Origin of the sequence: Actinoplanes sp. NPDC051343, assembly GCF_044455125.1 — a bacterium.
Taxonomy (GTDB): Bacteria; Actinomycetota; Actinomycetes; order Mycobacteriales; family Micromonosporaceae; genus Actinoplanes.
In genome coordinates this window covers 1,098,277-1,123,040 of sequence record NZ_JBITEL010000001.1, presented here as the reverse complement: position 1 = coordinate 1,123,040, position 24,764 = coordinate 1,098,277, and the positions used below count along the sequence as shown (strand labels likewise).

At 69.5% G+C, this 24,764-nt stretch carries 28 protein-coding genes; 19 read left to right on the top strand and 9 right to left on the bottom strand.

Annotated elements, in window-relative coordinates:
* Positions 1-24 precede the first annotated feature (24 nt).
* The 8 genes from ACIA5C_RS04995 (at position 25) to ACIA5C_RS04960 (ending at position 4,399) form a co-directional block, all read left to right on the top strand.
* Entirely contained in the window at positions 25-276 is a 252-nt protein-coding gene (locus ACIA5C_RS04995; protein WP_396051345.1) for a hypothetical protein, read from the top strand.
* Entirely contained in the window at positions 273-674 is a 402-nt protein-coding gene (locus ACIA5C_RS04990) for a hypothetical protein (RefSeq protein WP_396051343.1), read from the top strand. Before ACIA5C_RS04995 ends, ACIA5C_RS04990 begins: the two co-directional genes overlap by 4 nt.
* A gap of 83 nt (positions 675-757) precedes the next feature.
* Positions 758-1,432 (top strand): DUF6766 family protein, encoded by a 675-nt coding sequence (locus ACIA5C_RS04985; protein ID WP_396051342.1) that lies wholly within the window; start codon positions 758-760, stop codon positions 1,430-1,432.
* Between the two features lie 59 nt (positions 1,433-1,491).
* Complete coding sequence (locus tag ACIA5C_RS04980) at positions 1,492-1,941, top strand: hypothetical protein (RefSeq protein WP_396051340.1); 450 nt, start codon at positions 1,492-1,494, stop codon at positions 1,939-1,941.
* A 7-nt stretch (positions 1,942-1,948) separates the two neighbouring features.
* Positions 1,949-3,181, top strand: a complete 1,233-nt coding sequence (locus ACIA5C_RS04975) for an NRAMP family divalent metal transporter (RefSeq protein ID WP_396051338.1) — start codon at positions 1,949-1,951, stop codon at positions 3,179-3,181.
* A 2-nt stretch (positions 3,182-3,183) separates the two neighbouring features.
* Positions 3,184-3,555: a PRC-barrel domain-containing protein gene (locus ACIA5C_RS04970; protein WP_396051336.1), complete on the top strand. Its 372-nt coding sequence runs from the start codon at positions 3,184-3,186 to the stop codon at positions 3,553-3,555.
* Positions 3,545-3,850, top strand: a complete 306-nt coding sequence (locus ACIA5C_RS04965; protein WP_396051334.1) for a PRC-barrel domain-containing protein — start codon at positions 3,545-3,547, stop codon at positions 3,848-3,850. Before ACIA5C_RS04970 ends, ACIA5C_RS04965 begins: the two co-directional genes overlap by 11 nt.
* Positions 3,851-3,982: 132 nt before the next feature.
* A complete protein-coding gene (locus ACIA5C_RS04960; RefSeq protein ID WP_396051332.1) occupies positions 3,983-4,399 on the top strand; it encodes a CBS domain-containing protein in 417 nt (138 codons plus the stop codon).
* A gap of 177 nt (positions 4,400-4,576) precedes the next feature.
* Here the strand turns inward: ACIA5C_RS04960 and ACIA5C_RS04955 are convergent, their stop codons facing one another.
* From ACIA5C_RS04955 to ACIA5C_RS04940, 4 genes are all read right to left on the bottom strand, one after another.
* Positions 4,577-5,047 (bottom strand): hypothetical protein, encoded by a 471-nt coding sequence (locus ACIA5C_RS04955; RefSeq protein ID WP_396051331.1) that lies wholly within the window; start codon positions 5,045-5,047, stop codon positions 4,577-4,579.
* Positions 5,047-7,530, bottom strand: coding sequence for a molybdopterin oxidoreductase family protein (locus ACIA5C_RS04950; protein WP_396051329.1), 2,484 nt, complete (start codon positions 7,528-7,530; stop codon positions 5,047-5,049). The genes ACIA5C_RS04955 and ACIA5C_RS04950 overlap by 1 nt, the downstream gene beginning before the upstream one ends.
* A gap of 297 nt (positions 7,531-7,827) precedes the next feature.
* Positions 7,828-10,935, bottom strand: coding sequence for a diguanylate cyclase domain-containing protein (locus ACIA5C_RS04945; RefSeq protein ID WP_396051327.1), 3,108 nt, complete (start codon positions 10,933-10,935; stop codon positions 7,828-7,830).
* Positions 10,936-11,161: 226 nt separating this feature from the next.
* The gene (locus tag ACIA5C_RS04940) at positions 11,162-11,965 is read right to left on the bottom strand and encodes a GAF and ANTAR domain-containing protein (protein ID WP_396051325.1); all 804 of its coding nucleotides are present in this window, start codon (positions 11,963-11,965) and stop codon (positions 11,162-11,164) included.
* A 280-nt stretch (positions 11,966-12,245) separates the two neighbouring features.
* On the opposite strand from ACIA5C_RS04940, the gene ACIA5C_RS04935 reads away from it, so the two are divergent.
* Positions 12,246-12,689 (top strand): STAS domain-containing protein, encoded by a 444-nt coding sequence (locus tag ACIA5C_RS04935; RefSeq protein WP_396051322.1) that lies wholly within the window; start codon positions 12,246-12,248, stop codon positions 12,687-12,689.
* A 461-nt stretch (positions 12,690-13,150) separates the two neighbouring features.
* Positions 13,151-13,612 carry a DUF6098 family protein gene (locus ACIA5C_RS04930; RefSeq protein ID WP_396051320.1) on the top strand — a complete coding sequence of 154 codons (462 nt, stop codon included), beginning with the start codon at positions 13,151-13,153 and terminating at the stop codon, positions 13,610-13,612.
* A gap of 30 nt (positions 13,613-13,642) precedes the next feature.
* On the opposite strand, the gene ACIA5C_RS04925 is transcribed toward ACIA5C_RS04930, so the two are convergent.
* Positions 13,643-14,026, bottom strand: coding sequence for a DUF2795 domain-containing protein (locus ACIA5C_RS04925; RefSeq protein ID WP_396052027.1), 384 nt, complete (start codon positions 14,024-14,026; stop codon positions 13,643-13,645).
* 146 nt (positions 14,027-14,172) lie between these two features.
* Complete coding sequence (locus ACIA5C_RS04920) at positions 14,173-15,513, bottom strand: dipeptidase (protein WP_396051319.1); 1,341 nt, start codon at positions 15,511-15,513, stop codon at positions 14,173-14,175.
* Positions 15,514-15,639: 126 nt separating this feature from the next.
* Here ACIA5C_RS04920 and ACIA5C_RS04915 point away from each other — a divergent pair, with 126 nt between their 5' ends.
* From ACIA5C_RS04915 to ACIA5C_RS04890, 6 genes are all read left to right on the top strand, one after another.
* Positions 15,640-15,792 (top strand): hypothetical protein, encoded by a 153-nt coding sequence (locus tag ACIA5C_RS04915; protein ID WP_396051317.1) that lies wholly within the window; start codon positions 15,640-15,642, stop codon positions 15,790-15,792.
* Positions 15,789-17,153, top strand: coding sequence for an aminotransferase class I/II-fold pyridoxal phosphate-dependent enzyme (locus ACIA5C_RS04910; RefSeq protein WP_396051315.1), 1,365 nt, complete (start codon positions 15,789-15,791; stop codon positions 17,151-17,153). Before ACIA5C_RS04915 ends, ACIA5C_RS04910 begins: the two co-directional genes overlap by 4 nt.
* 41 nt (positions 17,154-17,194) lie before the next feature.
* A complete protein-coding gene (locus ACIA5C_RS04905; protein WP_396051313.1) occupies positions 17,195-17,413 on the top strand; it encodes a hypothetical protein in 219 nt (72 codons plus the stop codon).
* Positions 17,398-17,787: a hypothetical protein gene (locus ACIA5C_RS04900; protein WP_396051312.1), complete on the top strand. Its 390-nt coding sequence runs from the start codon at positions 17,398-17,400 to the stop codon at positions 17,785-17,787. The genes ACIA5C_RS04905 and ACIA5C_RS04900 overlap by 16 nt, the downstream gene beginning before the upstream one ends.
* A gap of 88 nt (positions 17,788-17,875) precedes the next feature.
* Positions 17,876-18,397, top strand: a complete 522-nt coding sequence (locus ACIA5C_RS04895; RefSeq protein ID WP_396051311.1) for a SigE family RNA polymerase sigma factor — start codon at positions 17,876-17,878, stop codon at positions 18,395-18,397.
* Positions 18,394-19,050 (top strand): hypothetical protein, encoded by a 657-nt coding sequence (locus ACIA5C_RS04890; protein ID WP_396051310.1) that lies wholly within the window; start codon positions 18,394-18,396, stop codon positions 19,048-19,050. Before ACIA5C_RS04895 ends, ACIA5C_RS04890 begins: the two co-directional genes overlap by 4 nt.
* 82 nt (positions 19,051-19,132) lie before the next feature.
* Here the strand turns inward: ACIA5C_RS04890 and ACIA5C_RS04885 are convergent, their stop codons facing one another.
* On the bottom strand, positions 19,133-19,537 hold the full coding sequence (locus ACIA5C_RS04885) for a hypothetical protein (protein ID WP_396051308.1): 405 nt from the start codon (positions 19,535-19,537) through the stop codon (positions 19,133-19,135).
* A gap of 288 nt (positions 19,538-19,825) precedes the next feature.
* Between ACIA5C_RS04885 and ACIA5C_RS04880 the strand changes: the two genes are divergently transcribed.
* The gene (locus ACIA5C_RS04880) at positions 19,826-20,275 is read left to right on the top strand and encodes a hypothetical protein (RefSeq protein WP_396051306.1); all 450 of its coding nucleotides are present in this window, start codon (positions 19,826-19,828) and stop codon (positions 20,273-20,275) included.
* An 87-nt stretch (positions 20,276-20,362) separates the two neighbouring features.
* On the opposite strand, the gene ACIA5C_RS04875 is transcribed toward ACIA5C_RS04880, so the two are convergent.
* Positions 20,363-21,010 carry an MBL fold metallo-hydrolase gene (locus tag ACIA5C_RS04875; RefSeq protein ID WP_396051305.1) on the bottom strand — a complete coding sequence of 216 codons (648 nt, stop codon included), beginning with the start codon at positions 21,008-21,010 and terminating at the stop codon, positions 20,363-20,365.
* A 2-nt stretch (positions 21,011-21,012) separates the two neighbouring features.
* On the bottom strand, positions 21,013-21,717 hold the full coding sequence (locus ACIA5C_RS04870; protein ID WP_396051303.1) for a maleylpyruvate isomerase family mycothiol-dependent enzyme: 705 nt from the start codon (positions 21,715-21,717) through the stop codon (positions 21,013-21,015).
* Between the two features lie 175 nt (positions 21,718-21,892).
* On the opposite strand from ACIA5C_RS04870, the gene rsgA reads away from it, so the two are divergent.
* Together rsgA and ACIA5C_RS04860 are read left to right on the top strand one after the other, a co-directional pair.
* Complete coding sequence (gene rsgA, locus ACIA5C_RS04865; RefSeq protein WP_396051301.1) at positions 21,893-22,930, top strand: ribosome small subunit-dependent GTPase A; 1,038 nt, start codon at positions 21,893-21,895, stop codon at positions 22,928-22,930.
* Positions 22,931-22,953: 23 nt separating this feature from the next.
* Positions 22,954-24,735: a hypothetical protein gene (locus tag ACIA5C_RS04860; protein WP_396051300.1), complete on the top strand. Its 1,782-nt coding sequence runs from the start codon at positions 22,954-22,956 to the stop codon at positions 24,733-24,735.
* Positions 24,736-24,764 lie beyond the last annotated feature (29 nt).

The following is a 24,764-nucleotide window of genomic DNA, read 5'->3' as shown; positions in this document are numbered from 1 at the left end:
GGTATTTCGGTACATTACCGTCCGGTGTTGCCGGACCGGCGCGGCGCGGGACCGGACGCGTTTTCCCTGTCCGAGGTGCTGCGCAACGAGCTCAAGGACACCGGCATCACCGTCACCGCGCTGATGCCCCGCGTCGTCCTTGTGCTCGCTGGCGCCGATGGCCGGTGCGTAGCGGCAATCGCCGGTGGACACCCCGGCGGAGTCCACGAAGAGGACGGCATCTCCGGTGTCCTCACGATTGAAATTGGCACTATGTGGGCATGTTGGCCGCCATGAAGTGGACCTTGGTGGTGACGGCTTCGCTGGGGCTGCTCGCTGTGGCCGGCTGCGGTTCGGTCGGTGACCGCGAAGCTGCGGCGTCCGGGGCTGCTGTGCGGATGCTGACGGCGGTCGACGGACAGGACGGTGCGCAGGCGTGCGCGGTGCTGGCTCCCGAGACGGTGTCGGAGCTTCAGGAGTCGGCCGGCAAGCCGTGTGCTCAAGCGATCCTGGAGGAGGACCTGCCCAAGCCCGGTGCGGTCGCGCACACTGCCGTGTACGGGCAGTGGGCGCAGGTGCGGCTCTCCGACGACACCGTTTTCCTGGGCGTCTTCGGCGACGGCTGGCGAGTGGTGGCCGCCGGCTGCAGTTCCCAGGGCGACCGGCCGTACGACTGCACGCTGCAGGGAGGTTGAGCGATGCGTTTCCAGTTCGTGCTGCTTCTGCTGGTCGTCGCCGCCGGCCTGATCTACTTCTCGACGCTGGGGGTGCTGCACCGGTGAAACGGTTCCTACGGGAGAACGCCCTGGGCCTGGTGTTCGGGCTGCTCTTCCTGATCGTGCTGGTCGCACAGGCCTTCGCCGGGCACGCCGATTTCAACCAGCAGCAGCTCTCCGAGGGCCTGAACCCGGTGTCGTTTGGGCGGTACATCACCTCGGCCAGCTTCGGCGCCGATGTCCTGGAGAACTGGCAGTCGGAATACCTGCAGTTCTTCCTCTACATCTTCCTGACCGTCTGGCTGCTGCAGAAAGGGTCACCGGAGTCCAAGGAGCTCGGCAAGGCGGGCCGCGAGTCAGATCAGGACCAGAAGATCGGCACGTACGCCGACGCCAGCTCACCGAAATGGGCCCGCACGCGGGGGTTCAAGCTGTGGCTGTTCTCCAACTCGCTCGGCCTGATAATGGGCCTGATCTTCCTGCTGTCCTGGCTGGGCCAGTCCATCGCCGGCGTCGCCGCCTTCAACGAGGAGCAACTGGGCAACCTGGAAGACCCCGTGTCCTGGCCGCAGTACCTGACTGAGCCGGACTTCTGGAACCGCACCCTGCAGAACTGGCAGTCCGAGTTACTGGCCGTGGCCTCGATGGCGATCTTGGCGATCTACCTGCGCCAGCGCGGGTCACCGCAGTCCAAGCCCGTCGGCAGCGCACACACCGCCACCGGCGTGGAGGGATAGCAGCCCGCCAGCCTCAGACGCGTGATCCAAAATGGTGCCGCATGGGTATACGTGGATCCATGTCGACGAAGACGAGGTTCGCCGTGGCGGTGACCGCGGTGGCGTTGTTCTGGGCCGGGTTCGCGTATTACCTGTCCCGGCCCGCGGATTACCGGGCGTATCACCGCACCATGCTGCAGGTGGCCGAGTCCGCGCACGACGCGGCGCAGACCGGTCGGCTGACCGCGGAACAACAACTGGCGGGTCGCGTGACCAGCTTGTTCGCCCGGACAGCGTTCGAGGACGCCGGCCAGGCTCTGGCGGGAGCGCAGAAGAAGTTCGCGAACCAGGGGCCGCCGGATGCCCGTTCGGCGGCGCTACGGGACGGCCTGGCACCGCTGCTGTCCGCGGCCGTGACCGCCCTCGGCGACACCTCGCAAGCGAGCGACAACAGCACCCTGCGCAGCGGCGCGGCCGAACTGGACACGCTGGCGCAGCACCTCGACGACTTCATCACGGCACACCAGTGAGCCGGCCATGAAGAAATTCCTCGCCATCGCCCTGGGCATTCTGACCGCCATCGGCGGTTTCGTCGACATCGGCGACATTGTCGCCAACGCCGAAGCGGGCGCCCGCTTCGGCATCGCACACGCCTGGGTCCTGCTGGTCGGCGTGATCGGCATCTGCGCGTACGCCGAGATGGCCGGCCGGGTCACCGCGGTCAGCGGCCGGCCGGTGTTCGACCTGGTCCGCGAACGCCTCGGCCCGCGCGTCGCCCTGGCCAACCTCGCCGGGTCGCTGCTGGTCACCGTGCTGACCCTGGGCGCCGAGCTCGGCGGAGTCGGTCTGGCGCTGCAGTTGGCGACCAGCGTCGACTACCTGCTGTGGGTCCCGGTGGTTGCCTTCGTCCTGTGGGTAGCGCTGTGGCGGGTCAAATTCAGCGTGCTCGAGAACGTGTTCGGGGTGACCGGACTCGTCCTGATCGTGTTCGTGATCGCGTTCTTCCGGTTGCCGGCCGACTACGGCAGCCTGTGGCAGCAGGCGGCGCATCCCGGGCCGTCGCACGGTGAGGACTGGGGCACCTACTGGTTCTTCGCTGTGGCCCTGTTCGCCTCGGCGCTCACCCCGTACGAGGTGTTCTTCTTCTCCTCCGGTGCGGTCGAGGAACGCTGGACCACCCGCGACCTGATCACCTCACGGGTCAACGTGTTCGTCGGCTTCCCGCTGGGCGGTCTGCTGGCCTTCGCCCTGATGCTCACCTCCGCGGCCGTCTTCCACCCGCTGTCGATGTCGGTCGACACCCTGTCGCAGGTCGCCATGCCCGCAGCGATCGCCCTCGGCAAGCTCGGCCTGGCGGCGGCGATCCTCGGGTTCTTCGCCGCCACCTTCGGTGCCGCCATGGAGACCGGTCTGTCCACCGGGTACACCGTCGCCCAGTACTTCGGCTGGACCTGGGGAAAACTACGCCGGCCGCGCAACGCGGCCCGTTTCCACACCGTGGTCATGGTTGCCATCCTCACCGGCGTTGCGGTGCTGATGACCAGCATCGACCCGATCCAGCTCACCGAGTACACCCTGGTGTTCAGCGCCGTGGCCCTGCCGTTGACCTATCTGCCGATCCTCGTCGTGGCCAACGACCGCGGCTACCTCGGCAACCGGGTCAACGGCCGGCTCGCCAACACCCTCGGCGTCACATACCTGATCATCGTGCTCGCCGCGGCCGTCGCCGCGATACCCCTCATGATCATCACCCGGATGGGAGGCGGCTAGTCATGCTCATCGGCTTCGACCTGCTCGATCGGCAGATCATCGACCGCGACGGCGCACCCGTCGGCAAGGTCGACGACGTCGAACTCACCTACGACGACACCGGCACCCCGCACGTCACCGCCCTGCTGCTCGGCCAGGCAGTCCTCGGCGACCGCATCGGCGGCCGGCTCGGCCGGTGGATCGCCGGCGCCGCAAGGCGCCTGTCCGACTCCCCGGACCGCCCACCCATGCGCATCAGCATCGACCTGGTCACCCACGTAGACAGCGCCGTCAACCTGTCCGTCAACCGCGCGCTGCTGCAAGACCCACCGCTGGAGACCTGGCTCAGGGACCACCTGATCCAACGCATCCCGGGAGCCACTCATGAGTCCTGACCCGCGCGTCGGCCGCGCCAGCGACATCCTCGGCCGACGCGTGCACGACGACACCGGCAAGCCGATCGGCCGCATCGCCGACCTGATCACCGAACCCGGCCCGGACGGCGCCCAGCAGCGCGTCACCGCCGCCATCGTCGTCCAACACCACTGGGGCAGGCTGCTCGGCTACGAACGCCGCGAGATGACCAGGCCCTGGATCCTCGAACACCTCGCCCGGCTCATCCTGCGCCGCAACGCCCAAGAGGTTCCCTGGCAGAAGCTGCGCCTGACAGCGGACGAAGATGATGGTTGATGGTGTGCGTTCGCTGCGCCGTCGCAAGCGTCATCGTACGGACGGTGCCGGACCGCGGATGCATCAACGGCGGATGCCCGGGTATGCCGACGGTGTATCGCATCAACCCGGCGAGGAGCAAGGAGCGAGCCCATGCCCAGCGCAAGAGAGATCATGACCCCGGACGTGACGTGCATCGGCGAGAATGAGTCCCTGGCCGATGCCGCCCAGAAGATGGCCCAGCTCGACGTCGGCTCCCTGCCCATCTGCGGCCAGGACAACCGGCTCAAGGGCATGCTCACCGACCGCGACATCGTCGTCAAGGCCCTCGCACAGGGCCGGAACCCGGCCGAGGTCACCGCCGGCGAGCTCGCCCAGGGCAAACCCGTCACGATCGGCGCGGACGACGACGCCGCGGAAATCCTGCGCACCATGGGCTCACACCAGGTGCGGCGGTTGCCGGTCATCGACGGTCACAACCTGGTCGGTATGGTCGCGCTGGCCGACGTGGCCCGCGCCCTGTCCGACCGCCCCGTCGGTGACCTCGTGGACGCCATCTCCAAGTCCTGAGGCACCCAGCCGACCGCCCGACGCTGGATCAGTGCTCGGCACAACGGCGAGCACTGATCCGGCGTCCTGCGTCAACGTTCCCGATCTGATGGTCGGCCGGCCGTCGACCGCCGCGGATGGGGCCTTTGCCCGCCGTCATCGCCAGGTGCTCGCGGCAATATGTCATTTCGCACCGCGTCAGCGAGCGACGATCAGCGCCTGAGGTGCGGCGGCCTTCATCCGGGTGTTGAGCCAGGACAGCTGGCGGGAGGTTTGGCTGGAGGCGAGCTCGCAGAGCTCGATGAGGTCAGTGTCGCGAAGGGCCTGTGCGGCCTGGCGCACGACCGTCCACGTCGTCTGCGCGAGGGTGCCGAGCACATGCAGATCCTGCAGGTCGCGTAGCAGGCCGACCGGGCCGGTGCGTACTTCCGCGAGGCCGTCGGCGTGCAGCCGGTCGGGTTCGTCGACGTCGTCGCCGTGCCATTGTTCGCCGTACCGTTCGACGATCGGGGTCAGGCGCCGGACGTGGTCGTCGCTCATCGCCGCAAGCGTCTGACAGGTGAAGAGGACGTCGGGATGCTGGGCGTGGCCGTGTCCGACCGTGCGCAGCGAGTCGGCCATGGTCTGCTCGGCGTGGTGCACGAGGCCCAGGTAGACGATCAGGTTCATCAGCGGCCTCCCGGCGGCTCGGATCGGGCGGGGTCGTTCGGGTACGCCGGTGTCGGCACCGCCCGGCTGATCGTGGGCGCTCCCCCGGCCGTTTCGGGCACCGTGCCCGGGGTCACCGGTGCGGACGCGCCCGTGGTCGGGGCCTTCGCCGGTCCGCCGCCGTCACGAACCTTGCGGACGCGGCACGCGGCGGTCTTGAAGTACGGCTGTTTCGACACCGGATCCCACACGGTCATCGTGAGCTCGTTCGCCTGCCGGGGCACCTCACCGGGCAGGCCGGGCGTGCCGTAGTGGAACGGCGCGAACACCGCTCCCGGCATGACGCGGCCGACCCGCGCCTGCGCCTCCAAGGCGCCGCGAGGGGACTCGACCCGTACGACGTCGCCCTCGGCGATGCCCAGGCGCTCGGCGTCGACCGGGGACAGCTCGACCCACATCTCGGGGGCCGCCTCACGGAGCGAGCGGGAACGGGCGGTCTTGGTGCGGGTGTGGAACTGGTAGACGGTGCGGCCGGTGGTGTAGAGCAACGGGTATTCATCGCTGGTCGGCTCATGCGCCGGCGCGTACTCGGCGCCCTTGAGAAACGCTCGGCCGGCCGGGCGCACCGCCCGGTGTTCCTGCTCGGTCACCGCGGCGCCGGTGAGCAGGTCGTGACCGTAGGTCTCGCAGACCTCGGTGCCGGTCGGGAACACCGCGTCGGCGTAGAGCCGGTCGGTGCCCTCCGGGTGCTCCTCGTTGACCGGCCACGGGATTCCGGTGGGGCCGCGCAGCTTGTCGTACGACAGGCCGGTGTAGTCGACCGGCCGTCCCCGGGTCGCCTCCCGCCACGCGTCGAACGCCTCCTCGGCCGTACGCCACGTGATCAGCGGGGCCCCGTCGCGGTCGCGGAAATCCATCGCCTCGGCGTACGCCAGGAAGATGTCGAGATCGCTGCGCGCCTCCCCGGGTGGCTCGACCGCTCTCTCGGACAGGTGCACGGTGCGGTTGACGTTGGTGAACGTCCCGGTCTTCTCGCCCCAGCCGGCGGCCGGCAGCACCACGTCGGCGAGCCGGGCGGTCTCGGTCAGGAACAGGTCCTGCACCACCACGAAGCACTGTTCCCCGGCGAGGACGCGGCGGATCCGGGCCGACTCCGGCATCGACACCGCCGGGTTCGTCGCCGAGATCCAGAGGAAGCCGATCGAGCCCTCCTCGGCGTAGCTGACGATCTGCATGGCGTGGGTGGGTGCGGCCCAGTGCGGGATCACCAGCGGGTCGACGTTCCACAGTTCCGCCAGCTGCTCCACGTGCCGCGGGTTGTCCCAGTTGCGGAAGCCGGGCAGGTCACCGTCGGCGCCGCACTCGCGGTTGTTCTGCGCGGTCGGCTGGCCGTTCATCTGCAGGATTCCCGAGCCGGGCCGGCCGATCAGCCCCCGCAGCAGATGCAGGTTGTTGACCGCCACCGCGGACGCGGTCGCCTGATGGGACTGGTAGAAGCCCTGCAGCACCGTGGAGAGCACGTTGCCGCTCTCCCCGAAGATGCGGGCGGCGCGGCGCAGATCGTCCGGCGCCACCCCGCAGATCTCGGCCACCCGCTCCGGCGGGTAGGAGTCCACAGTGTCCCGCAGGTCGTCGGCGCCGAGCGTGTGCTCCCGCACCCAGTCCTCGTCCACCCAGCCGTTCTCGAACAGCTCCCGGGTCAGGCCGTTCATCAGGGCGAGGTTCGTGCCCACGCGGGGAGCCAGGTGGACGCCACCGGTTCGCTCCGCCTCCTCGGCCACCCTGGTGCGCCGCGGGTCGACACACACCAGCACCGGCGGGTCGGCGGCGCGGGTCCGGTCGAGGATCCGCGTCCACAGCACCGTCTGTGTCTCCGCCATGTTGTGCCCGTACAGGAAGATGGCGTCGCAGTGCTCGATGTCGGTGTAGGAGCCCGGCTGCCCGTCGGTGCCGAAGGACTCCTTCAGCGCCGACGCCGCGGTCGCCGTGCACAGCCGGGTGTTGCCGTCCATGTGCGGTGTGCCGATGCCGGCTTTGCCGAGCACGGCGAGGGTGTAGTACTCCTCGAGGAACAGCTGGCCGCTGGTGTAGAAGCCGTGCGACAGCGGTCCCTTCTCGCGCAGCAGGCGCCGGGAGGTCTCCACCACCCGGCCCATCGCGGTCTCCCAGGTGCAGTCGGTCAGGATGCCGCCGTCGCGGATCATCGGCCGGGTCAGCCGGTCCGGTGCCTGCGCCCAGGCGGTGCTGCCGTACAGGCCTTTGGGTCCGAGCCGGCCATGGTTGACCACGTCGGTGGCCCGTCCGCGGACGCCCACCATGCGGCCGTCCTTGACCGCGATGTCGCAGCCGCAGCCGTTGCTGCACAGCAGGCAGGCGCCGGGCACCCACCGGTCGATCTGCTCCTCGGTGAGCCCGGCGTCCAGGTGCAGGTCGACCCGGGCCGGCCAGACGGTGCCCTTCGGGTGGGGCATTCCCGGGCCCCAGATGTCGGCGATTCTGTCCACCACATCAACCTCCCTGATCCACGTCCGTACTGCCGGTTCCCGCGTAGCCGCCTTCCGCAGGGAACCTGGTGCTTCAGCGATCGACCCGCCGCGCAACCATGCCGCCTGCACTCCTTGCATTATGCAACTTTCGAGACGGAGCAGTCGGCGGCGGCCCGACGGAACGCGGGCGTCAGCGCTGATGGATAGCGGCGCAACACCCGGGTGGGACAACACCACGACTATGCCTGCGAGGGCAGCTTTCGGGCGCTCTGACACCGTCAACGCGCTCCGTCGGTTCCGGTCCAGTTCGGCCGTTCAGGCGGTTTCCTGTGGCGCGGTGGCCACCATTCTGTTCTTGCGGCGTTGGAGTTTGGTGCTGTACATCGCGGCGTCGGCTTCTTCGATGGCGGTGGTGAAGCCGTCGGTGATGGTGACGGCGGCCCATCCGATCGAGGCTTCGACGCCGGCGGCATCGAGTTCGGAACAGATCCGGGCGACGACCATGGGAGCGTCGCTCTCGGTACATTTGTGCAATAGGAACGCGAATTCGTCGCCGCCGAGCCGGGCGACGATGTCGGTGTCGCGCAGGGCGCGTTGCATCGCGGCGGCGGCGGCGACGAGGTAGGCGTCGCCGGCGGCGTGTCCCCGGCTGTCGTTGATGATTTTGAGCCGGTCGAGGTCGAGCATGGCGATGACGGTGGGGTCGGCGAGGCGTTCGTAGCGGGCTTGGGCCTGGTCGAGAAGGCGTTGCCAGGCGCGTCGGTTCGGCAGGCCGGTGAGGGCGTCGGTTTCGGCGGTGAGCTGTTCGCGCAGCAGCGCGTTGGTGGACTGGCTCTGGGCCCGGTCGGCGGCCAGCGTGGTGGTGAGCAGACCGCCGAGCAGGGCCAATAGGGGTTCGGCGTCGGCCATGCGAGGGTCGCCGGCGTGTGTCTGCGGGTCGAGGCCGCAGATGGCGCCGAACACCGTGCCGTCGGGTTCGGTGATGACCGCTCCGGCGTAGGTGCCGATGTCGATGAGGTCGTTGACCGCGGCGTTCGCGTACTCCGGGATCTGCTGGGCGTCGAGGGCGACGGTGGGTGCCCGCCCGGCGGCCATGTGCACGCAGAAGCTGTCCTGCCAGGGGTGGCTTTGGCCCTGTCGCAGTCCGTAGCCGTTGTCGGCGTCGAGGTACAGGTAGGTCTGTCGTCCGTTCTCGACGCGAGTGACCGCCCAGAAGGCGAGTGGCATCCGATCATGCAGGTAGTCCAGGACCAGGTGCGCGGCGTGTTCGAACGCCGCGGCCGATGGCAACTCGATGCGCTGCGAGGCGTCTTCCGGCGTAATCCGGTCTTCCGGCGTCTGGGCGGGATCAGCCTTGGATGCCGTCGGCGATGATGAGAGATCCGGATGTTCGGTGGTTGGCTGCTCAGGGTGCGACGCCGGCACGGTAGTCGCATCGGCGGGCACGGTGAAGACCAGGCGGGTGCCCTGGCCGGCGGGTTTGTTGGTCGCTTTGATGGTGCCGCCGTGTCGTTCGACGATGCGTTGGCAGATGCCCAGGCCGAGTCCGGTGCCGGTGTAGCCGCCGGCGCGGTGGGCGCGGTGGAAGTTGTCGAAGACGGCCTCGTGCTGCCCGTCGGGGATGCCGATGCCGTTGTCGTCGATCGTCACCGTGACCAGGCCGCCCGCGTGCTCGGTGGTGATGGCGATCTGCGGCATGACGCCGGGTTCGGTGTACTTGATGGCGTTGGCGACGAGGTTTTCGAGCAGTTGGCGCACCAGGACCGGGTCTGCATACACGGGGTGCAGTTCACCGATGCTGAAGGCGGGCGTCGGGGTGCCGTTGCTCTGTGCCTGGTCGATACGGGCGATCGCGATGTCGTTGATCAGCTCACCGAGGTCGACCAGGTTCGGTGAAAGCGCGGCATCGCGGGCGGTGGTGTATTCCAGCAAATCGTTGATCATGTTGCGCATGCGTGCGGCGGCGCGGCGGATCCGCTGTACCGCGTCCTCCGCGTCGCGTATGGCCGAGGGTTGCGGTGCGTCGTCGATAGTGTCGGCCAGGTTTTCGCTCCACCCTTCGACCGTGGCGAGCGGGTTCAGCAGGTCGTGTGCGACGGTGGCGGCGAAGGACGCCAGTTCGTCGCGGTGACGGCGTTCAGCGGTGACGTCGTGGAATATCGAGACGGCGTAGCGGTCACCCTCGTTGTCATCGGGTAAGGCGGTCGAGCTCACACTCAAGATCCGACCTTCTGGGCGCCCCGGGTTGCGGACCATGACATCAATTTTCCGCACGTCGGTGCCGGCCAGCGCCCGCCGGTACGGCATCTCCTCGGCGGCCATCGGCCTGCCATCGGGGTGGAACAGGCCGTAGTAGTGGGGGTTGGCCATCCGGTCGGACTGGCTGACCACGCCGCCCATGAGGCTGCGTACGGCCGGATTACGCAGCAGAAAGCGGCCTTGCGCGTCGACGACGGTGAGGCCCTCGGTCATCGAATCGATGATGGCGGTCATCATCTTGGCCTGGCGGGCGGCAGCGCGCTCGGCCGTACGCAGCTGCTCCACCAGAGCCGCCCGCTCGTCGCGGCCCAGCGCGAGGGCAAGGCCGACCACCGCGATCATGCCGACGAACGCCTGGGCGACCAGTGCCCGCGCCGGGTGTGACGGAATCTGGGCAAACACCCCACTGCCGTGCAGGGTGAACAGGACCGCCACGCAACCGAACGTCAGGTCATGCATTACTACGAACGTGGTGTGCAGCCGCGATCCGGCCCACACGGTCAACGCGATCACGGTGAATGCCAGAGGGAGCCGGTGATTCACGCCGAACACGGCGGTGTAACCGAGGGCGGAGGCCGTTACCAGGCTCACGTACTCAAGCCGGCGGCGCAACGGCACGCCCGCCCACGCAGCCCGCATTCCGGCATGGTCAGACGATTTCCGGTGCTCGCGCCATGACTGGCCGACGCAGATACCCGCGACCCCGATCATCAGAATGCTGACCGTGTTACGCGTCAGCCAGACCGCCGTGGCCGGCCACGAGTACACGCCGTTGACCGCCCACACCCCGGTCGGTCCGATGACCGCGCCGGCAGCCGTACTCAAGAAGGCCGCTGCCAGCAGTCGCCACAGATGGCTGAGTTTGGCCAACGGTTCTTCGCCGCCCCCGCCCCATAGCTGCGGCAACCAGCGCCGGAACAGCCAGGCGAACAGCCACGCCTGCACAAGATTGGCGACCACGAAGCACAGCGCGAGCCCGAGCGGCGCGCCGGTCGCCACGTTGACCCCCATCGTGACCGCGGACAGCGCCACGGCATCGCAGACACGCCAGCGTGAGCCGTACTGCATCAGGAACCACATCGCGGACACACCGGCCGCCGGCCAGACCAGGCTCAGACTGGTCTCATCCATCACCGTCAGCCGCCCGGCATAGGTCGCACCCACATACACGAGCGTGAACGCAAACGTTCGCATCAGTGCTGACCGCAAACTCATCCACACCCCACAGATTCGCGCAAACTCGGCTAAACGGGCGTAGCCGCACGACTCCCGCGGCACCGCCCTATCCGGCCCTTCGGCAGCCAGCGTTTCTTGATGAGCTGCCCTGGCGATATGCAAATCTCATGCCGAAGAGGGCGATTGGTGCCTTGGCACTTGCCGGAGGTGACGGCTACTGCTCCTTTGGCGGCGGCGGCCCTTCGGCGGCGGCTCTGAAGGCGGGCCGGGGTTGTGGTGGTGCGCCGCTGACTCGGGTAATGAGGTCGCCCGCGATGTCGCGGAGTTTGCGGTTGCGGTTCTGTGATGCCTGGCGCAGCAGATCGAACGCGGCGGCCGCGGTGCAGCGCTGCTCGGCCATCAGGATGCCGATCGCTTGATCGATGACGCTGCTGGAGACCACGGCCTGGGCGAGTTGGTCTTGCATCTGCGCCTGGCGGACCTGACGCATGGTGAGGGTCAACGCGTCGATGGCCTGGACGGCAAACCCTTCGGCCTGCTCCCGGAGTGGTCCGGTGAACGCGGTGGCGGTGGTCGAGTACAGGTTCAGGGCACCGAGGCGCTCGCCATCAACGATCAAGGGCAGCGACAGGGAGCTGACGACGCCGTAGGCGATGGCGGCCGGCCGGTACTGATTCCAGCGATCCTCGTGGCTGAGGTCGTCAACCACGACGACCGATCCGCCGCGCAGCGCGTCCAGGCACGGTCCTTCGTCCGTGACGTACTGGATTTCGTCGAGCTGCGCGGCCAGGGAATCGCTGACCGCCGGGGAGAACGGACGGCCGTCACGGCGGATCGTGATGCCGCAGACCGCGGCCGGTGTCACGACCTCGCCGGCGAGGTGCGCCAGTTTGGTGAGCAGGGCGTCCAGATCCGGTGACTGCACGAGCAGGCCGAGCAGGTGCCCGGCGGTCGAGCTGGGCGTGAACGGCTGGGATGTCTCAGGCTGGGATGTCTCAGGCCGGGATGTCTCGGGCACGGTATGCCGGCTTCCTGAAGCGAGGCCTCGGGAGTTGGTCACCGAAGTCGGCGCAACCGGGACGGCAACGCGCGGAAGAACCACGGATACCTCTCAGTATGCCCCTCCCGGCTCTCTCACGCGTCGGCGATCGTGTCGACATCTGCCCTTGCGAGGTACGCTGAGGTTCGGTTCGGACACGAGCCCGGGTAACAGCCCAACCGATCTTGCCGTGAGCCGGCCGATCCTCGACCGCGACGTTTACCGGTCGGCATCGCCGCTGCTCAGCTGCGGAGGTCCCGTGTCCACCCAATTCTCGGAAGACCAGTTGCGGTCCGGTCCTGGCCCGGCATCCGCGTTGTCGTTGGAGCTGTCCGGCGGCGGTCCGGACGTCGTGATCACCATTCGCGGTGCCCTGGAGAGGGACACCGACCACCTGCTCATCGAACTGGTTGACCATGTCGTCCGTGACCATGCCGGGCCGGTGATCCTGGACATGGCCGGCGTGACGTTCGTCTGCGCCCACGGGGTTGGCGCACTCCTGCGCGCCCGCGACATGATCACCGCCGCGGGCGGCCGGCTCACGCTTCGTGACCCGTCCCCGCTGACACGCCGGATCCTCGCCATCACCGGTGACGATCAGCTCTTGGCGCTCAGCCGCGCGCCCGTGCAGCCGTACGCCCGGACATGCGCGCAGCGCCCGGAACCCCAGGATCGCCGCGCCATGTCACCGGTCGTTCGATGATCCCCGACGTGGCCTCCACCCACGGCATGACGCCGCCGCGGCCACCGTCCGGTACGCCACCGCGCCGCGATGTCGGCCCGCCCACCGGAAGGGTTCCAGCCCCGCTGGATACCACTATCAGGGGCCCACAGAACCCGCAGGCGGCCGTCTCACCGCTCCGGTTGGAGGCGGACCGGGCAGCGGCCAGAAGGTCCCGGGAGGATGCGATAGCCCTCGCATCGGCGGCCCGCCAGGCCCGGATCCGCGCCCAGCGGATGCTCCAGGACAACGACGAGCGCCGCGCTCGTCTGCACAGCAGCTCGACAGGCAGCGAGACCCGCCCTGGGAGTGAGTGATCGTCGCGCCCGCGGGTTAATGGTTCATCTCGTGCCGCATTGCAGGCTCGTGCCGCTGCCGGCCCGGCCGCTCGGCATGCGAACGCTGGCGTGTAAACCTCGCGAATCGAGGGCACGCGGGGACCCGTGCACGAAAGCCTACCCACCGTCGCAGGGCTCGACGACCTCACCGAACTGGTCACCACGTCGACGGAAAAAGATCAACTTTATGTACGGTGGTCAGCCGGCCCGGCTGTGGACCTGCGCCGGGACGAGACCAGCCGGGATTCGCTGACGGGGGTGCCGCTGCCCGGTCTGTCGGCCAATCCGCTCGCCGTCGAACGATGGTGGGGTGACCGGTCCCCGCGGCTCTGGGTCGCCCGGCGCCTGTACGACTACCGCCACCTCCGTAGCCTGCGCGGGCCGCAAGTCCGGCCCTGGGTTCTAGTGGGCGATCAGCGCGGTCGCGGACCGGACAACGAGCCCTTGGTCAAGGTGCGCCGGCCGGTCGCCTGGATTGCCGACACCGCGCTGATGGAGGCCGAGCAGATGGTCGAGGCCCAGGGATCGGCCGAGTGGGGCTCGCTGGACCGGCGCGACGCCCGATGATTACCGGCGAACCCGGCCTCGCCCCGGCCTCTAACGTGCTTCCGGCGCGCGCTCGGTGGACCCGCGTCCGAGCGCCGACCAGATCTCCGTGACCGTGTGGTAAATGACGCCGTCGGGCAGCCGATTCAAATCGTCAAGAACGTCGTCCGGCGCGGTGAGGATCTCGGCGCTGCGAATCAAGGCGTCACGATCACCGGGCATCGCCGACCGACCGATGTAACGCCCGAAGCGGCTGAGCTGGTTCCCCGCGTCGGCCTGGGTCACCCGAGTCGGCTCCGGCTGGTCCTCGCCCGGCGGCTCGGCCATCTTCCACTCCTCGGCCCGCGATTCGGTGCCGCCTTGGACGGCGCCGAGAACTTCCTGACTCATCTGCTCGTCGACGCGCGGACTGTGCTTGCTGCTGCCTCGTTCCATGGCTCGCGCATTCCCCTGAGCAAGCCGCATAAACGGACGGCGGCGACCGTGGCGGCCGGGCGAGCCGTGGCCGCCGCATGCCCACGGTCCACGGACGGGCCACCTGTTCGCCGTGTCCTCCTGCACCACTGCCTGCGCCGCCTGACTCAACCGGCCAGATTGCGCAGCAGAAGCGCCTCGGCGAGGCACGTGCGGGCGAACTCCCCGAGGTGCAGGCTCTCGTTCGGACCATGCGCGGCGCAGTAGGGATCCTCGATGCCGGTGACGAGGATGGCGGCCGCCGGGAACCGGTGCTGAAACGTCGCGACGCAGGGAATTGACCCCCCGATCCCGATCTCGACGGGAGCGACGCCGTCCCAGGCCACGGCGATGGCGGAACGGGCCGCGTCGTAGGCGGGACCGGTCGGGTCGATGCGACAGGGGGAACCGAGGCTCTCGGCGATAACGCGGACGTGGGCGCCCCAAGGAGCGTGCTTCTCCAGGTGGGCACGTAAGGCGGCGTACGCGGTCTGTGGCTCGTCGCCGGGCGCGATGCGCACGCTCAGCTTGGCCCGTGCCCGCGGCACGAGGGCGTTGGGCGCCTCGCCGGTGCGAGGCCCGTCGATGCCGAGGACAGCGATCGCGGGTCGGTTCCAGACGCGGTCGGTGAGACGGCCGTCACCGAGCAGGGTGATGCCGTCGAGGACGCCGGCCTCCCGGCGGAAACGATCCTCAGCCCACTCCACGGCGCTTCCCTCACCGCGCGTCAGCCCGCCGACGGCGACCTCACCATTTTCGTCGTGCAGGGTGCTGAGCAGGCGCACGAGCGCGGTCAACGCGTCCGGGACCGGGCCGCCGAACATGCCGCTGTGCACGGCGTTGCCAAGCGTTGCGACCTCAACGAAGCAGCTGACCACGCCGCGCAGAGAGACGGTCAGGGCCGGTCGGCCGATGTCCCAGTTGTCCGAGTCAGCGACGACGATGACGTCGGCGTGCAGGAGGTCGGCGTGCAGTTCGAGGAGCCTGTCCAGCGACCCGGAGCCGTACTCCTCCTCACCCTCGACGAACACCACCACGCCAACCGGAAGCCGGTCGCCGAAGGCCCGCAGCGCGGCGATGTGCGCCATCACGCCGGCCTTGTCGTCGGCGGCGCCGCGGCCGTAGAGCCGACCGTCACGTTCGACCGGCTCGAACGGATCGCCGTCCCACAGCATCGGGTCGCCCGCCGGTTGGACATCGTGATGGGCGTAAAGAAGCACGGTCGGCGCGCCGGGTGGTGCGGGCCGGCGGCCGATGACCGCCGGCTGCCCGTCGGCGCGCGAGACCTGTACGTCGAGGCCGCAATCGCGCAGCAGCTCAGCCACGGTCCGGGCGGACCGCTCGACGTGCGCATGGTCGAATCCGTCGAACGCAACACCGGGGATCCGGATCAGGCGCTCCAGGTCCGCGCGTATCCGCGGCAGCTCCCGCCTGATCGCATCGCGGAGGTCTTGGTCGGCAAGAGTCACGAGGAACATTCTTCGCACAGCCGGGCGGCACCGTCACGGGCCGAAGGCACGGCCGGGCGGGTGATCGCCGCCCGCCGGACGCCGGACCGGGTTTCAGCAGGTCGCCGACGTGGTATCCCGGAAGTTATGGATCAGGACACGACGCCGGTTCTCGATGCTATCGAGCAGTACCGCAGGCAGGGCAACCACACTTTCGCGCTGCCGGGTCACCGGCTCGGCGAGGGCATCGACAGCGCACCGCCGCCGTGCTGTCAAGAGGTGCGTTCCAGGCCGATGTGATCACCGCGAAGCAGGCCGTTCCGGACGCCGAACGGCTGCTCGCCGACGCGGTCGGCGCTCGCGAGGCCGTCTTCACGACTTGCGGCTCGAGCATCTCGATCCACACCGCCATGCTCACCGTCACCGGGCCCGGCAAGAAGATCCTCATCGACCGTAACGTACACAAGTCCGTGGTCGCCTCCCTGGTTCTGGCCGGCGCCCGGCCGGTCTGGCTCCGCCCCCGCTGGGACCACGAACGGCAGATCGCACACCCGGCGACCGCCCGCGACGTCGAGGCGGCCCTGGGGCGCGACCCGGATGTCAGCGCCGTACTGATCATCACGCCGACCGAGTACGGCACCGGCGCCGACGTACGCGGGATCGCCGACATCTGCCACGCCCGCGGCCTTCCGCTGATGGTCGACGAGGCGTGGGGCGCCCACTTCCCGTTTCATCCCGGCATGCCCACCGCCGCCGTCCGGGCCGGCGCCGACCTGGTGGTGCAGAGCCTGCACAAGGCCGACGGTGGCCTCTGCCAGGCGTCGGTGATCCTGCTCGGCGGTGACCTCGTCGACCCGGTCGACCTGCGACTGCGACTCGACCTGATCACCACCACCAGCCCGTCGGCGCTGATGTTCGGATCGATCGACGGCTTCCGGCACCGCATGGTCCACCAGGGGCGGCAGTTGCTCGACGACGCGCTGCAGCGGGCCAACGGCCTCCGGGCCCGGCTGTCGAAGACGGCCGGCCTGACCGTACTGGACGAGTCGATCATCGGGCAGGACGGCGTCGCCGAATGGGACCCGCTCAAGCTCAGCGTCGACGTGTCCGCCCTCGGTATCACCGGCTACCAGGCCAAGGACTGGCTGCAGGAACAGCGGCGGCTCACCGCGCAGCTCGGCGACGCGCACCGGGTCGTCTGCTCACTCACGTACTCCGACGACGACGAAGCGATCGAGCGGCTCGCCGAGGCCCTGGAGACGTTGGCCGCCGAGCCGCCGCAGGCGGATCGGCCCGCGCCGCGGATTCCGGCCCTGGAGGACCTGAACCTGGAGCAGGCGATAACCCCGCGGGAGGCGTACTTCGCCGGCACCGAGCAGGTCGCCGATCCGGTCGGCCGGATCAGCGCGGAAATGATCAGCCCGTACCCGCCGGGCGTCCCGGCGATCCTGCCCGGCGAGCGGTTCAATGCCGCGGTCGTGGACTATCTGCGGGCCGGGCTCGCGTCCGGCATGACGCTGCCGGACGCCTCGGACCCCAGCCTGAAAACCTTCCGTGTCGTCCGAGCGGAGCAGCCCGCGAACCTCGCGACGAACGCGATTGACACCGGCTCCGAGGTGGGCAGTTTCCGGCATTCGGCCGGCTCAGGAGAAGGCGCATGACGCCGTCGCGATAGCCCGCTCCGGCCTCCTCGACAGCAACCGTGATCGGCCGCGTGCCGGCCGTAGCCGCCGCGGTGCCAGCCATCGTACCGACGGCTGGCAGCGAGATGCTGGCGCACGCTGGACAACAGCTCGATGCGCTGCGCCACGACCAGCTGGGCGTCCTGCACGCCGAACAGCAGCGCGCAGCCGACGAAGCGACGTCAGCGGTCAGGACGATGATCGGCGCGGGGCGATCGCTGCCGTGCTCCTCGCCGTGACGGCGTGGTGGATCACCCGATCGGTGAGCCGGCCGGTTCGCACCGCCACCGCCGACCGAGTCACGGCAGGTGACGTGACGGTCCAGGCACCTGGCAGTGGTTTGGACACCGCGGCGGTCAGCCCGACCGAGCCGGTGCTGCCGGATGATGCCTGGCATGCCCCGCTGCGGGTGCTGCTGGCCGAGGACGATCAAGTCAATCAACAGGTCGCCCAGTTCACGCTGGGCAAGCTCGGACACGGCCCCGCCGGAACAGACGCCCATCGGCGGGCATCGCCGCCGACTGCGAACGATTCTGGTCCACGGGATCAGGTCCCGCTGCCGCGGATTGTCAGGCGCGATTTGATGAAGCTTTGTCGGTCTCGTCCTGTTTGAAGATAAGTCGGTAGGAGTGCTGTGTGGGATCGTGCAACCTCGCGCGGCTCGCGATCGTCAGGGGATCGTGGGAGCGAGAGGAGTGCTGGTGTCAACAGAGCGTGACGAGCAGTTCCACAGCTTCGTGCTCGACCGAAGAGCGTCGCTGGTGCGTACGGCGACCTTGCTGACGGCCGGTGACGGGCACCTGGCTGAAGATCTGGTACAGGCGACATTGACCAAGCTTTACGTGGCCTGGCCATCGTTTCGCCGTGCGGACAATCCCGACGGCTACCTCCGGCGGACGCTGGTCAACGCGCTGGTCGACGAGAAGCGGCGGTGGTGGCGGCGGCACGAGCGGCCGATGTCCGAGGTGCCGGACCGGCCCGGGGTCGAGGGATCGCCACCCGGCGACGAGGTCGACGCCGGATTGCGTACGGCGTTGCGGGAGTTGCCGCCGCGGATGCGGTCCGCGGTGGTGTTCCGCTACTTCTACGACCTCGACGTCGCCGACACCGCCGACGCCCTCGGTTGCTCCGTGGGCACGGTGAAGAGCCAGACCGCCCGGGCACTCGACCGGCTGCGCACCGTCCTCGCACCCAGCCTTCCCCTGACAGGAGTTACCCGATGATGGAACTGCACGACCGGCTCGACCGCCTGGCCGGCCCGGCCGTCGACGTTTCCGAGGCCCAGGCCGCGGCCGACCTGGCCCGTGGCCGCCGGGCGCTGCGGCACCGGCGTACGGTCAAGGGGGCCGCGACCGGCGTCTTCGCCGTCGCCGCGGCAACCGCCGCCCTCGCCTACGGCACCGCGTCGCAGCCTGCCGCCCACCCGGCCGCCGCGCCCGGGTCTGCGGTGACCTGGCCGGCCGTGGTCTCGGCCGCCCTCGTCGCCTACCACGGCGAGCAGCCCAAGGGCTACACGATCGACAAGGTGCCGTCGGGCTGGGAGATCCAGGGCGTCGACCCGTCGGTTCTGACGATCGCCCCGACGAACGCCAAGGACAAGGATCCGCACACCTTCGTCGGCAAGATCGCGATCATGCTGCAGTCGGAGGGCGAGCAGATCACGCCGTCGGGTACGGCGGTCACGGTGGACGGGAAGAGTGGCTTCCTGATCACACCGGAGGGCCAGGCGGAGGGCCGCACCCTGTACGTGAAGCAGCCCAACGGCGTCTACCTGATCGTGCAGATCGGGGACGCCCGCGGCTGGAGCAACGCCGCGATCGTCGAGTTCGCGGCCGGCATCCACGTGCTGCCGGGCGCCCAGCTGGGCAAAGGCTGACCCCGGCCGGGCATCCGCACAAACAGCACGGACCTCAAGATTATTGAGGTCCGTGCTGTTTTGGACTTTAAATCAGCGTGACCTAGCTGATGAAAAGGTTGCCGCTGGAATAGCTGCCGCCGCCGTTGGGGTTGAAAATGGTCACGTAATTGCCACTGCCGCGGGTCTCGGAGAAAGAACACTCACTGCCGGCGTTGATTCTCGAGGTGCAACCGGAGTCGGTGGTCCCGTTCGAAGTCTCCAGGTAAAGGGTGCCGCTGGCATAAGTGCCCGCGGTCACGATGATGCGAGCGCGGCCGCGGGTGGAGCTGACCCGCTCGGTGCACAGGCTGAACGAAACGCCACCCACCGTCTGGGAATGGCACTTCGCATCGGCTGCCATTGCCGGTGAGGCCGGGAGCACAGCGAGCGTCGCGGCCGCGGCCGCTCCGGATGCGATTACCGCCAGGGCGCCACGTTTCGCATTGCGCTTCATGGTGAGTTTCACTGAGCCTCCCGTTGCAGAAACAATTGGGCACGCGGGGGCCTCCAGCCTTGCACCCCCGTGCAGGAGGAATCGTACATGGTCGATGTGATCTTGGCAAGGAATAGCGCCGGAGGAAGGCGGCGGCGAAACATTAAGATTGGCTTTTTCTAATTGACTGCATTGAATATATAGGCTATGGACGGCCGAGCGCCCAGCCGTCCCGGGCGTCGCCCCGCCGGGCCCGTTCGGGGTGGGAGCCGACCCGGTCGGCCAATCCATTCCGGACACGCCCGGGTCCATCGTGGTCCGATGAAGGTCTCCCGTGTTATCGCCGGTCTGGCCGTGGTCGGTGCCCTGGTCGCAGGCTGCCAGCCGTCGTCGCCGGCCGATTCCTCTCCGGCAACGGCAACGGAGGCGACCACCGCCCCGGCCGCCGCCGACCCCACCGAGCCGGCGAGCGATCCCGCGACCGCCGAGCCGGCCGCGACGCTCACGCCGCCGACCACGAAGCCGTCGACCGCCAAGCCGCCGGCGGCCAAGCCGGCCGCCAGGTCGACGACCCACAAGCCGTCGCCGAAGCCCAAGGTCACTACGAAGAAGCCGGCCCCGAAACCGACGACCAAGCCGCCGGCCACGGGCGCCGTCCACCCGGGCGCGTTCTGTTCGCCCGAGGGCGCGACCGGCCGCACGAGCAAGGGCACGTTGATGCGCTGCACCCGTAAGGCCGGCGAAAGGCAGGCTCGCTGGAGAGCCGCCTGAGACCTGGGCCCGGGGCCTGCCCCGCGACCGCCCGCCGGCGCAACTATGGCCGGGCCGGCTACTCACCGCCGGTGCTGCTGTGGCCGGTCACCAGCCGCGGGCGCGCCACTCGGCCAGGTGGGGGCGCTCGGCGCCGAGGGTCGAGTCCTTGCCGTGGCCCGGGTAGAACCAGGTGTCGTCGGGCAGCCGGTCGAAGAGCTTGGCCGAGACGTCGTTGATCAGCGACTCGAAGTGGGCCCGGTTCTTGTGGGTGTTGCCGACGCCGCCCGGGAAGAGGGAGTCGCCGGTCCACAGGTGGGCGATGCCGCCCGGCTCCTGATAGAGCAGCGCGATCGAGCCCGGCGTATGGCCGACCAGGTGGATCACCTCGAGCTCGCACTCGCCGACCGTGACCCGGTCGCCGTCGGCCAGGGGGTGGGTGACCACCGGGATCTCGACCGCGTCGTCCTCGTGGGCCAGCGACTCGGCGCCGGTGGTGGCGACCACGTCGGCCAGGGCCTGCCAGTGGTCGGGGTGGCGGTGGGTGGTCACCACCGTCTCGAGGCCGGCCGGGCCGACCAGGCTGAGCAGGGTCGGCGCGTCCTCCGCGGCGTCGATCAGCAGCTGGGAGCCGCCGCAGGTCAGCAGGTACGCGTTGTTGTCCATCCGGCCGACCGAGACCTTGCGCATGGTCATCGGGCCGAGGGTGCGCTCGGCGGCGGGGCCGCCGCGCTCGACGTCTCCGGTGTAGGCCATGGTCACTTCCACCTCGCGGGTACGGGAAGCTCGCCGTCCGGCGAGACGGTGAGGTCGGTGCCGTCGCCCCGGCCGGCCAGCCAGGCGGCGAGCGACTTGGTGGGTCCGCCGACGACGGGGTCGGCGTCGGAAGGAGAGCCGATCTTCAGGGGGTGGTCGAACCCCCAGGGGCGAAGGGTCATCGAGGGACCGCCGGTCGCGACGGCCGCGATCTCGCGCAGGAGCCGCAGGGCGAACGCGTCCGACCAGTCGCCGGGGGTGTAGCGGTCGCCGAGGTCGACGTGATGCACCTCGACCTCGCGCAGACGGGCCCACGGCACCGCGGCCGCCGGCTGGCCGATGGCGGGAAGGACCACCGTCCAGGCCTGGGCCGGCATCGCGGCCCCAGCGTCGGCGAAACGCTCGTGAGACGCCTTGATGTCCTCGATCTGCTCGCGCAGCGGGCGGGTCGCGCCCTCCTCGATGCCGGCCTCCCGGGCTTCGGGCGACGCGTACATCGGGGTTTCGACGCCGGTGCGGGCCCAGGTGAGCAGGTTGGTCTGGGCGTCGGCGTTACGGGCGACGTGGGTCAGTACGTGGCCGAGCGTCCAGCCGGGCAGGCGCGACGGCGACCCGAGCGACGCCGGGTCGAGATCCTGCGCGGTCCGCAGGAGTTCTTCGGTGGCGCGGTCGACGTCAGTGAGCAGCACCAGCGGATCCATCGTCACCCCCGCAACCCTAGTGGACCGGAATTCGCTTCCGCTGCGGGTAGCGGGGACCGTACCGTCGGTGCAGACACGCCGACGGGCTCGGAGGGAGGTGAGGAACGTGCTTTTCGTCGTTGCGTCCCTTCACCCGGAGGCTCGCGCCTGAGCGCGCCTTCCTTTCCCGTAAAGGGTTCCCATGTCATACACGCTGTCCCAGCTGGGCTGGGACGAGACACTTGCATCCTCTTACCGGTCCCTCGACCGGTCCGATTCCTTCCCCGGCCGCGTGCTCCGGGCCGACCGGGGCGTCTGCACCGTCGCGACCGAGGAACAGGTTGAGCGCGCCTCGCTCGGCGGCGGCGTGCTGATCAGCGGCGCCCGCGACCCGGCCGATCTGCCGTGTGCCGGTGACTGGGTGGTGCTGCGCCGATGGCCGGGCCATCGCGTCACGGTCGAGTGTGTGCTGCCGCGGCGGACCGCGCTGATCCGGCGCACCGCCGACAAGGACGCCTCCGGTCAGCTGCTGGCCGCCAACATGGACACGGTCGCGGTGGTCGAGCCGATGCATCCGGAGCCGGTCGACGCCCGGGTCGAGCGCCTCCTGGCGCTGGCCTGGGAGTCCGGGGCCGACCCGGTCGTCGTTCTCACCAAGTGCGACATGTCGGCTCAGCCCGAGGCGGTCGCCCGGCAGATCGCCGGGCTCGCGCCGGGCATTCCGGTGGTCGCGGTCAGCGTGCGGCTCGGGCTGGGCGTCGAGCAGGTGCGGGCGTACGCCGGGGAAGGCCGCACCCTGGCGCTGCTGGGCCGTTCCGGCGCCGGGAAGTCGACGCTGGTCAACGCGCTGGCCGGGACAGCGGTGATGCCCGTGCAGCAGATCCGGGACGCCGACGGCAAGGGGCGCCACACCACCGCGTACCGGAATCTGGTGTTGCTGCCGCAAGGCGGCGCCGTGCTGGACACTCCCGGCATCCGTGGGGTGGGTCTGCTCGAGACCGGCACCGGTCTGGACCGGGCGTTCGCCGAGGTGACCGCCCTGGCTGAGCAGTGCCGGTTCGACGACTGCCGGCACGAGAGCGAGCCGGGGTGCGCGGTGACCGCCGCGCTGGCCGACGGTCTGCTGTCGCCGCGGCGCCTGGAGAGCTGGCGCAAGCTGCGGCGCGAGATCGAGGTGGAGAGCGCCCGGCGGACGGTGCGGCTGGCCGAGGCGGCCGGGAAGCGACGTCGCCGCTCCTGACACCGCTCTGGCAGAATGCACCGGTGCGCGCGGTGAACCAGGTGGTCGAGGAGCAACCGGCCGAGACGCCTCCGGCACCGGTCGAGCCGGGTCGGACGGCGCGCGATCTCTGGCCGCTGCTCAGCTACGCGGCGCTGTCGGTCTTCGTGATGTTCCGGCTCTGGCTCGACCCGAACGGGCGCGTGCTCACCGGCAACAAGGACGACCACGGCTTCTTCCTGTTCGTGATGGCGCACGGCGAGCGGGTGCTGTTCCACGGGGCCAACCCGCTCTCCGACGACCGGCTCAACGCGCCGGGTGTGGTCAACATGATGGCCAACACGTCGGTGCTCGGGCTGAGCCTGCCGATGGCACCGGTCACTCATTTCTTCGGGCCCGGTGTCTCGGTGGTGTTCCTGCTCACGCTGGGTCTGGCCGGCACGGCCGCGGCCTGGTACTGGGTGTTGTCCCGGCACTTCGTGCGCAGCCGGGTCGCGGCGTGGATCGGCGGGCTGTGGTGCGGGTTCGCGCCGGCCATGATCTCGCACTCCAACGCCCACGTGAACTTCGTCAACGCGTGGCTGGTGCCGTTCATCGTGCTGCAGGTGGTGCGGCTGCGCGAGCCGGGCCGGGTGTGGCGGGGCGGCATCACGCTGGGGCTGCTCGTGGTGGCGCAGGTCTTCCTCAACGAGGAGGTGCTGCTTTTCGCCGCGCTTGCGCTCGGTGCGTTCGTGGTGGCGTACGCCCTCGCAAGCCCCCGCCCGACGAGGAGCGAGGCGCGGCACTTCCTGGCCGGCCTGGGCGTCGCGGGTCTTCTCGCCCTGATCGTGCTGGCCTATCCGCTGTGGTGGCAGTTCACGCGGGGTGGCAGTTATCACGGGCAGCCGTTCGCGCCGGACGAGTTCGTGACCGATCTGGCCGCTCTGGGGGCGTTCGCCCGGCAGTCGGTGGCCGGCAACGTGACGCTGGCCCGCGGTCTCAGCGTCAGCGCGACCGAGGACGACACGTTCTTCGGGCCGTTCGGCCTCGTGATGATCATCGTGTCGACGGTCGTGCTGTGGCGCTCGCGGGCCGGCCGGGCCACCGCGATCGCCGGCATCGCCGTGCTGGTCTGCTCGCTCGGCACCAAGCTGCGGGCGGGCGGTGTCGTGACCCCGATCCCGCTGCCGTTCGCGCTGCTCAACCACCTGCCGCTGATCGACCTGGTGAGCGTGGTGCGGCTCGGCATGGTCGCCGCGGTGATCGCCGGCGTGCTGCTGGCGCTGGCGACCGACCGCCTGCCCGCCCTGTCGTGGAAACGTCGCCGCCTGTTCGTCGCCGGTCTGGTGCTCGCTCTGGTGCCGCTCGCGCCGAAGCCGCTGGCCACGTTCACCGCGCCGCCGCTGCCCGCGTTCCTGGCCGACGGCACCTGGAAGCAGTACGTGACCGGCGATCACACGATGGTGCCGGTGCCGCTACCGGAGGTGACAACCGGTCGGGAGGGCATGCGGTGGGCGGCCCTGACCGGCCTCGACATCCCGATGCCGCGGGGCTATTTCATGGGGCCGGCCGAGCCGCCGGACGATCTGACCGGTTCGTGGACGGCACCACCCCGCCGGACCTCGACCATGCTGCGCGCCATCGTCTTCACCGGGCGGCCGCCGGTGGTCGACGACGCCGTGCGGGCTTCGTTCCGCGCCGACCTGGCCTACTGGCGGGCGGCCGTGGTCGTGCTGGTGCCTTCTTCTGTTCATGGCGACGTGCTGCTCGCGACGCTGACCGAGGTCCTGGGGCCTCCGCGGCTGGTCGGTGGCGTCCAGATCTGGGACGTGCGGTCCCTCGCCTGAGTGACTTTTGCCCGCCTGAAGTGCGGGAA

Coding starts and splice junctions, on each gene's coding strand:
- rsgA (WP_396051301.1), top strand. CDS start 21,893: ATGTCATACACGCTGTCCCAGCTGGGCTGGGACGAGACACTTGCATCC.
- ACIA5C_RS04955 (WP_396051331.1), bottom strand. CDS start 5,047: ATGAACCTGATCGTCTACCTGGGCCTCGTGCACCACGCCGAGCAGACC.
- ACIA5C_RS04965 (WP_396051334.1), top strand. CDS start 3,545: ATGAGTCCTGACCCGCGCGTCGGCCGCGCCAGCGACATCCTCGGCCGA.
- ACIA5C_RS04975 (WP_396051338.1), top strand. CDS start 1,949: ATGAAGAAATTCCTCGCCATCGCCCTGGGCATTCTGACCGCCATCGGC.
- ACIA5C_RS04880 (WP_396051306.1), top strand. CDS start 19,826: ATGAAGGTCTCCCGTGTTATCGCCGGTCTGGCCGTGGTCGGTGCCCTG.
- ACIA5C_RS04925 (WP_396052027.1), bottom strand. CDS start 14,026: ATGGAACGAGGCAGCAGCAAGCACAGTCCGCGCGTCGACGAGCAGATG.
- ACIA5C_RS04915 (WP_396051317.1), top strand. CDS start 15,640: ATGGATCAGGACACGACGCCGGTTCTCGATGCTATCGAGCAGTACCGC.
- ACIA5C_RS04970 (WP_396051336.1), top strand. CDS start 3,184: ATGCTCATCGGCTTCGACCTGCTCGATCGGCAGATCATCGACCGCGAC.
- ACIA5C_RS04990 (WP_396051343.1), top strand. CDS start 273: ATGAAGTGGACCTTGGTGGTGACGGCTTCGCTGGGGCTGCTCGCTGTG.
- ACIA5C_RS04960 (WP_396051332.1), top strand. CDS start 3,983: ATGCCCAGCGCAAGAGAGATCATGACCCCGGACGTGACGTGCATCGGC.
- ACIA5C_RS04890 (WP_396051310.1), top strand. CDS start 18,394: ATGATGGAACTGCACGACCGGCTCGACCGCCTGGCCGGCCCGGCCGTC.
- ACIA5C_RS04875 (WP_396051305.1), bottom strand. CDS start 21,010: ATGGCCTACACCGGAGACGTCGAGCGCGGCGGCCCCGCCGCCGAGCGC.
- ACIA5C_RS04980 (WP_396051340.1), top strand. CDS start 1,492: ATGTCGACGAAGACGAGGTTCGCCGTGGCGGTGACCGCGGTGGCGTTG.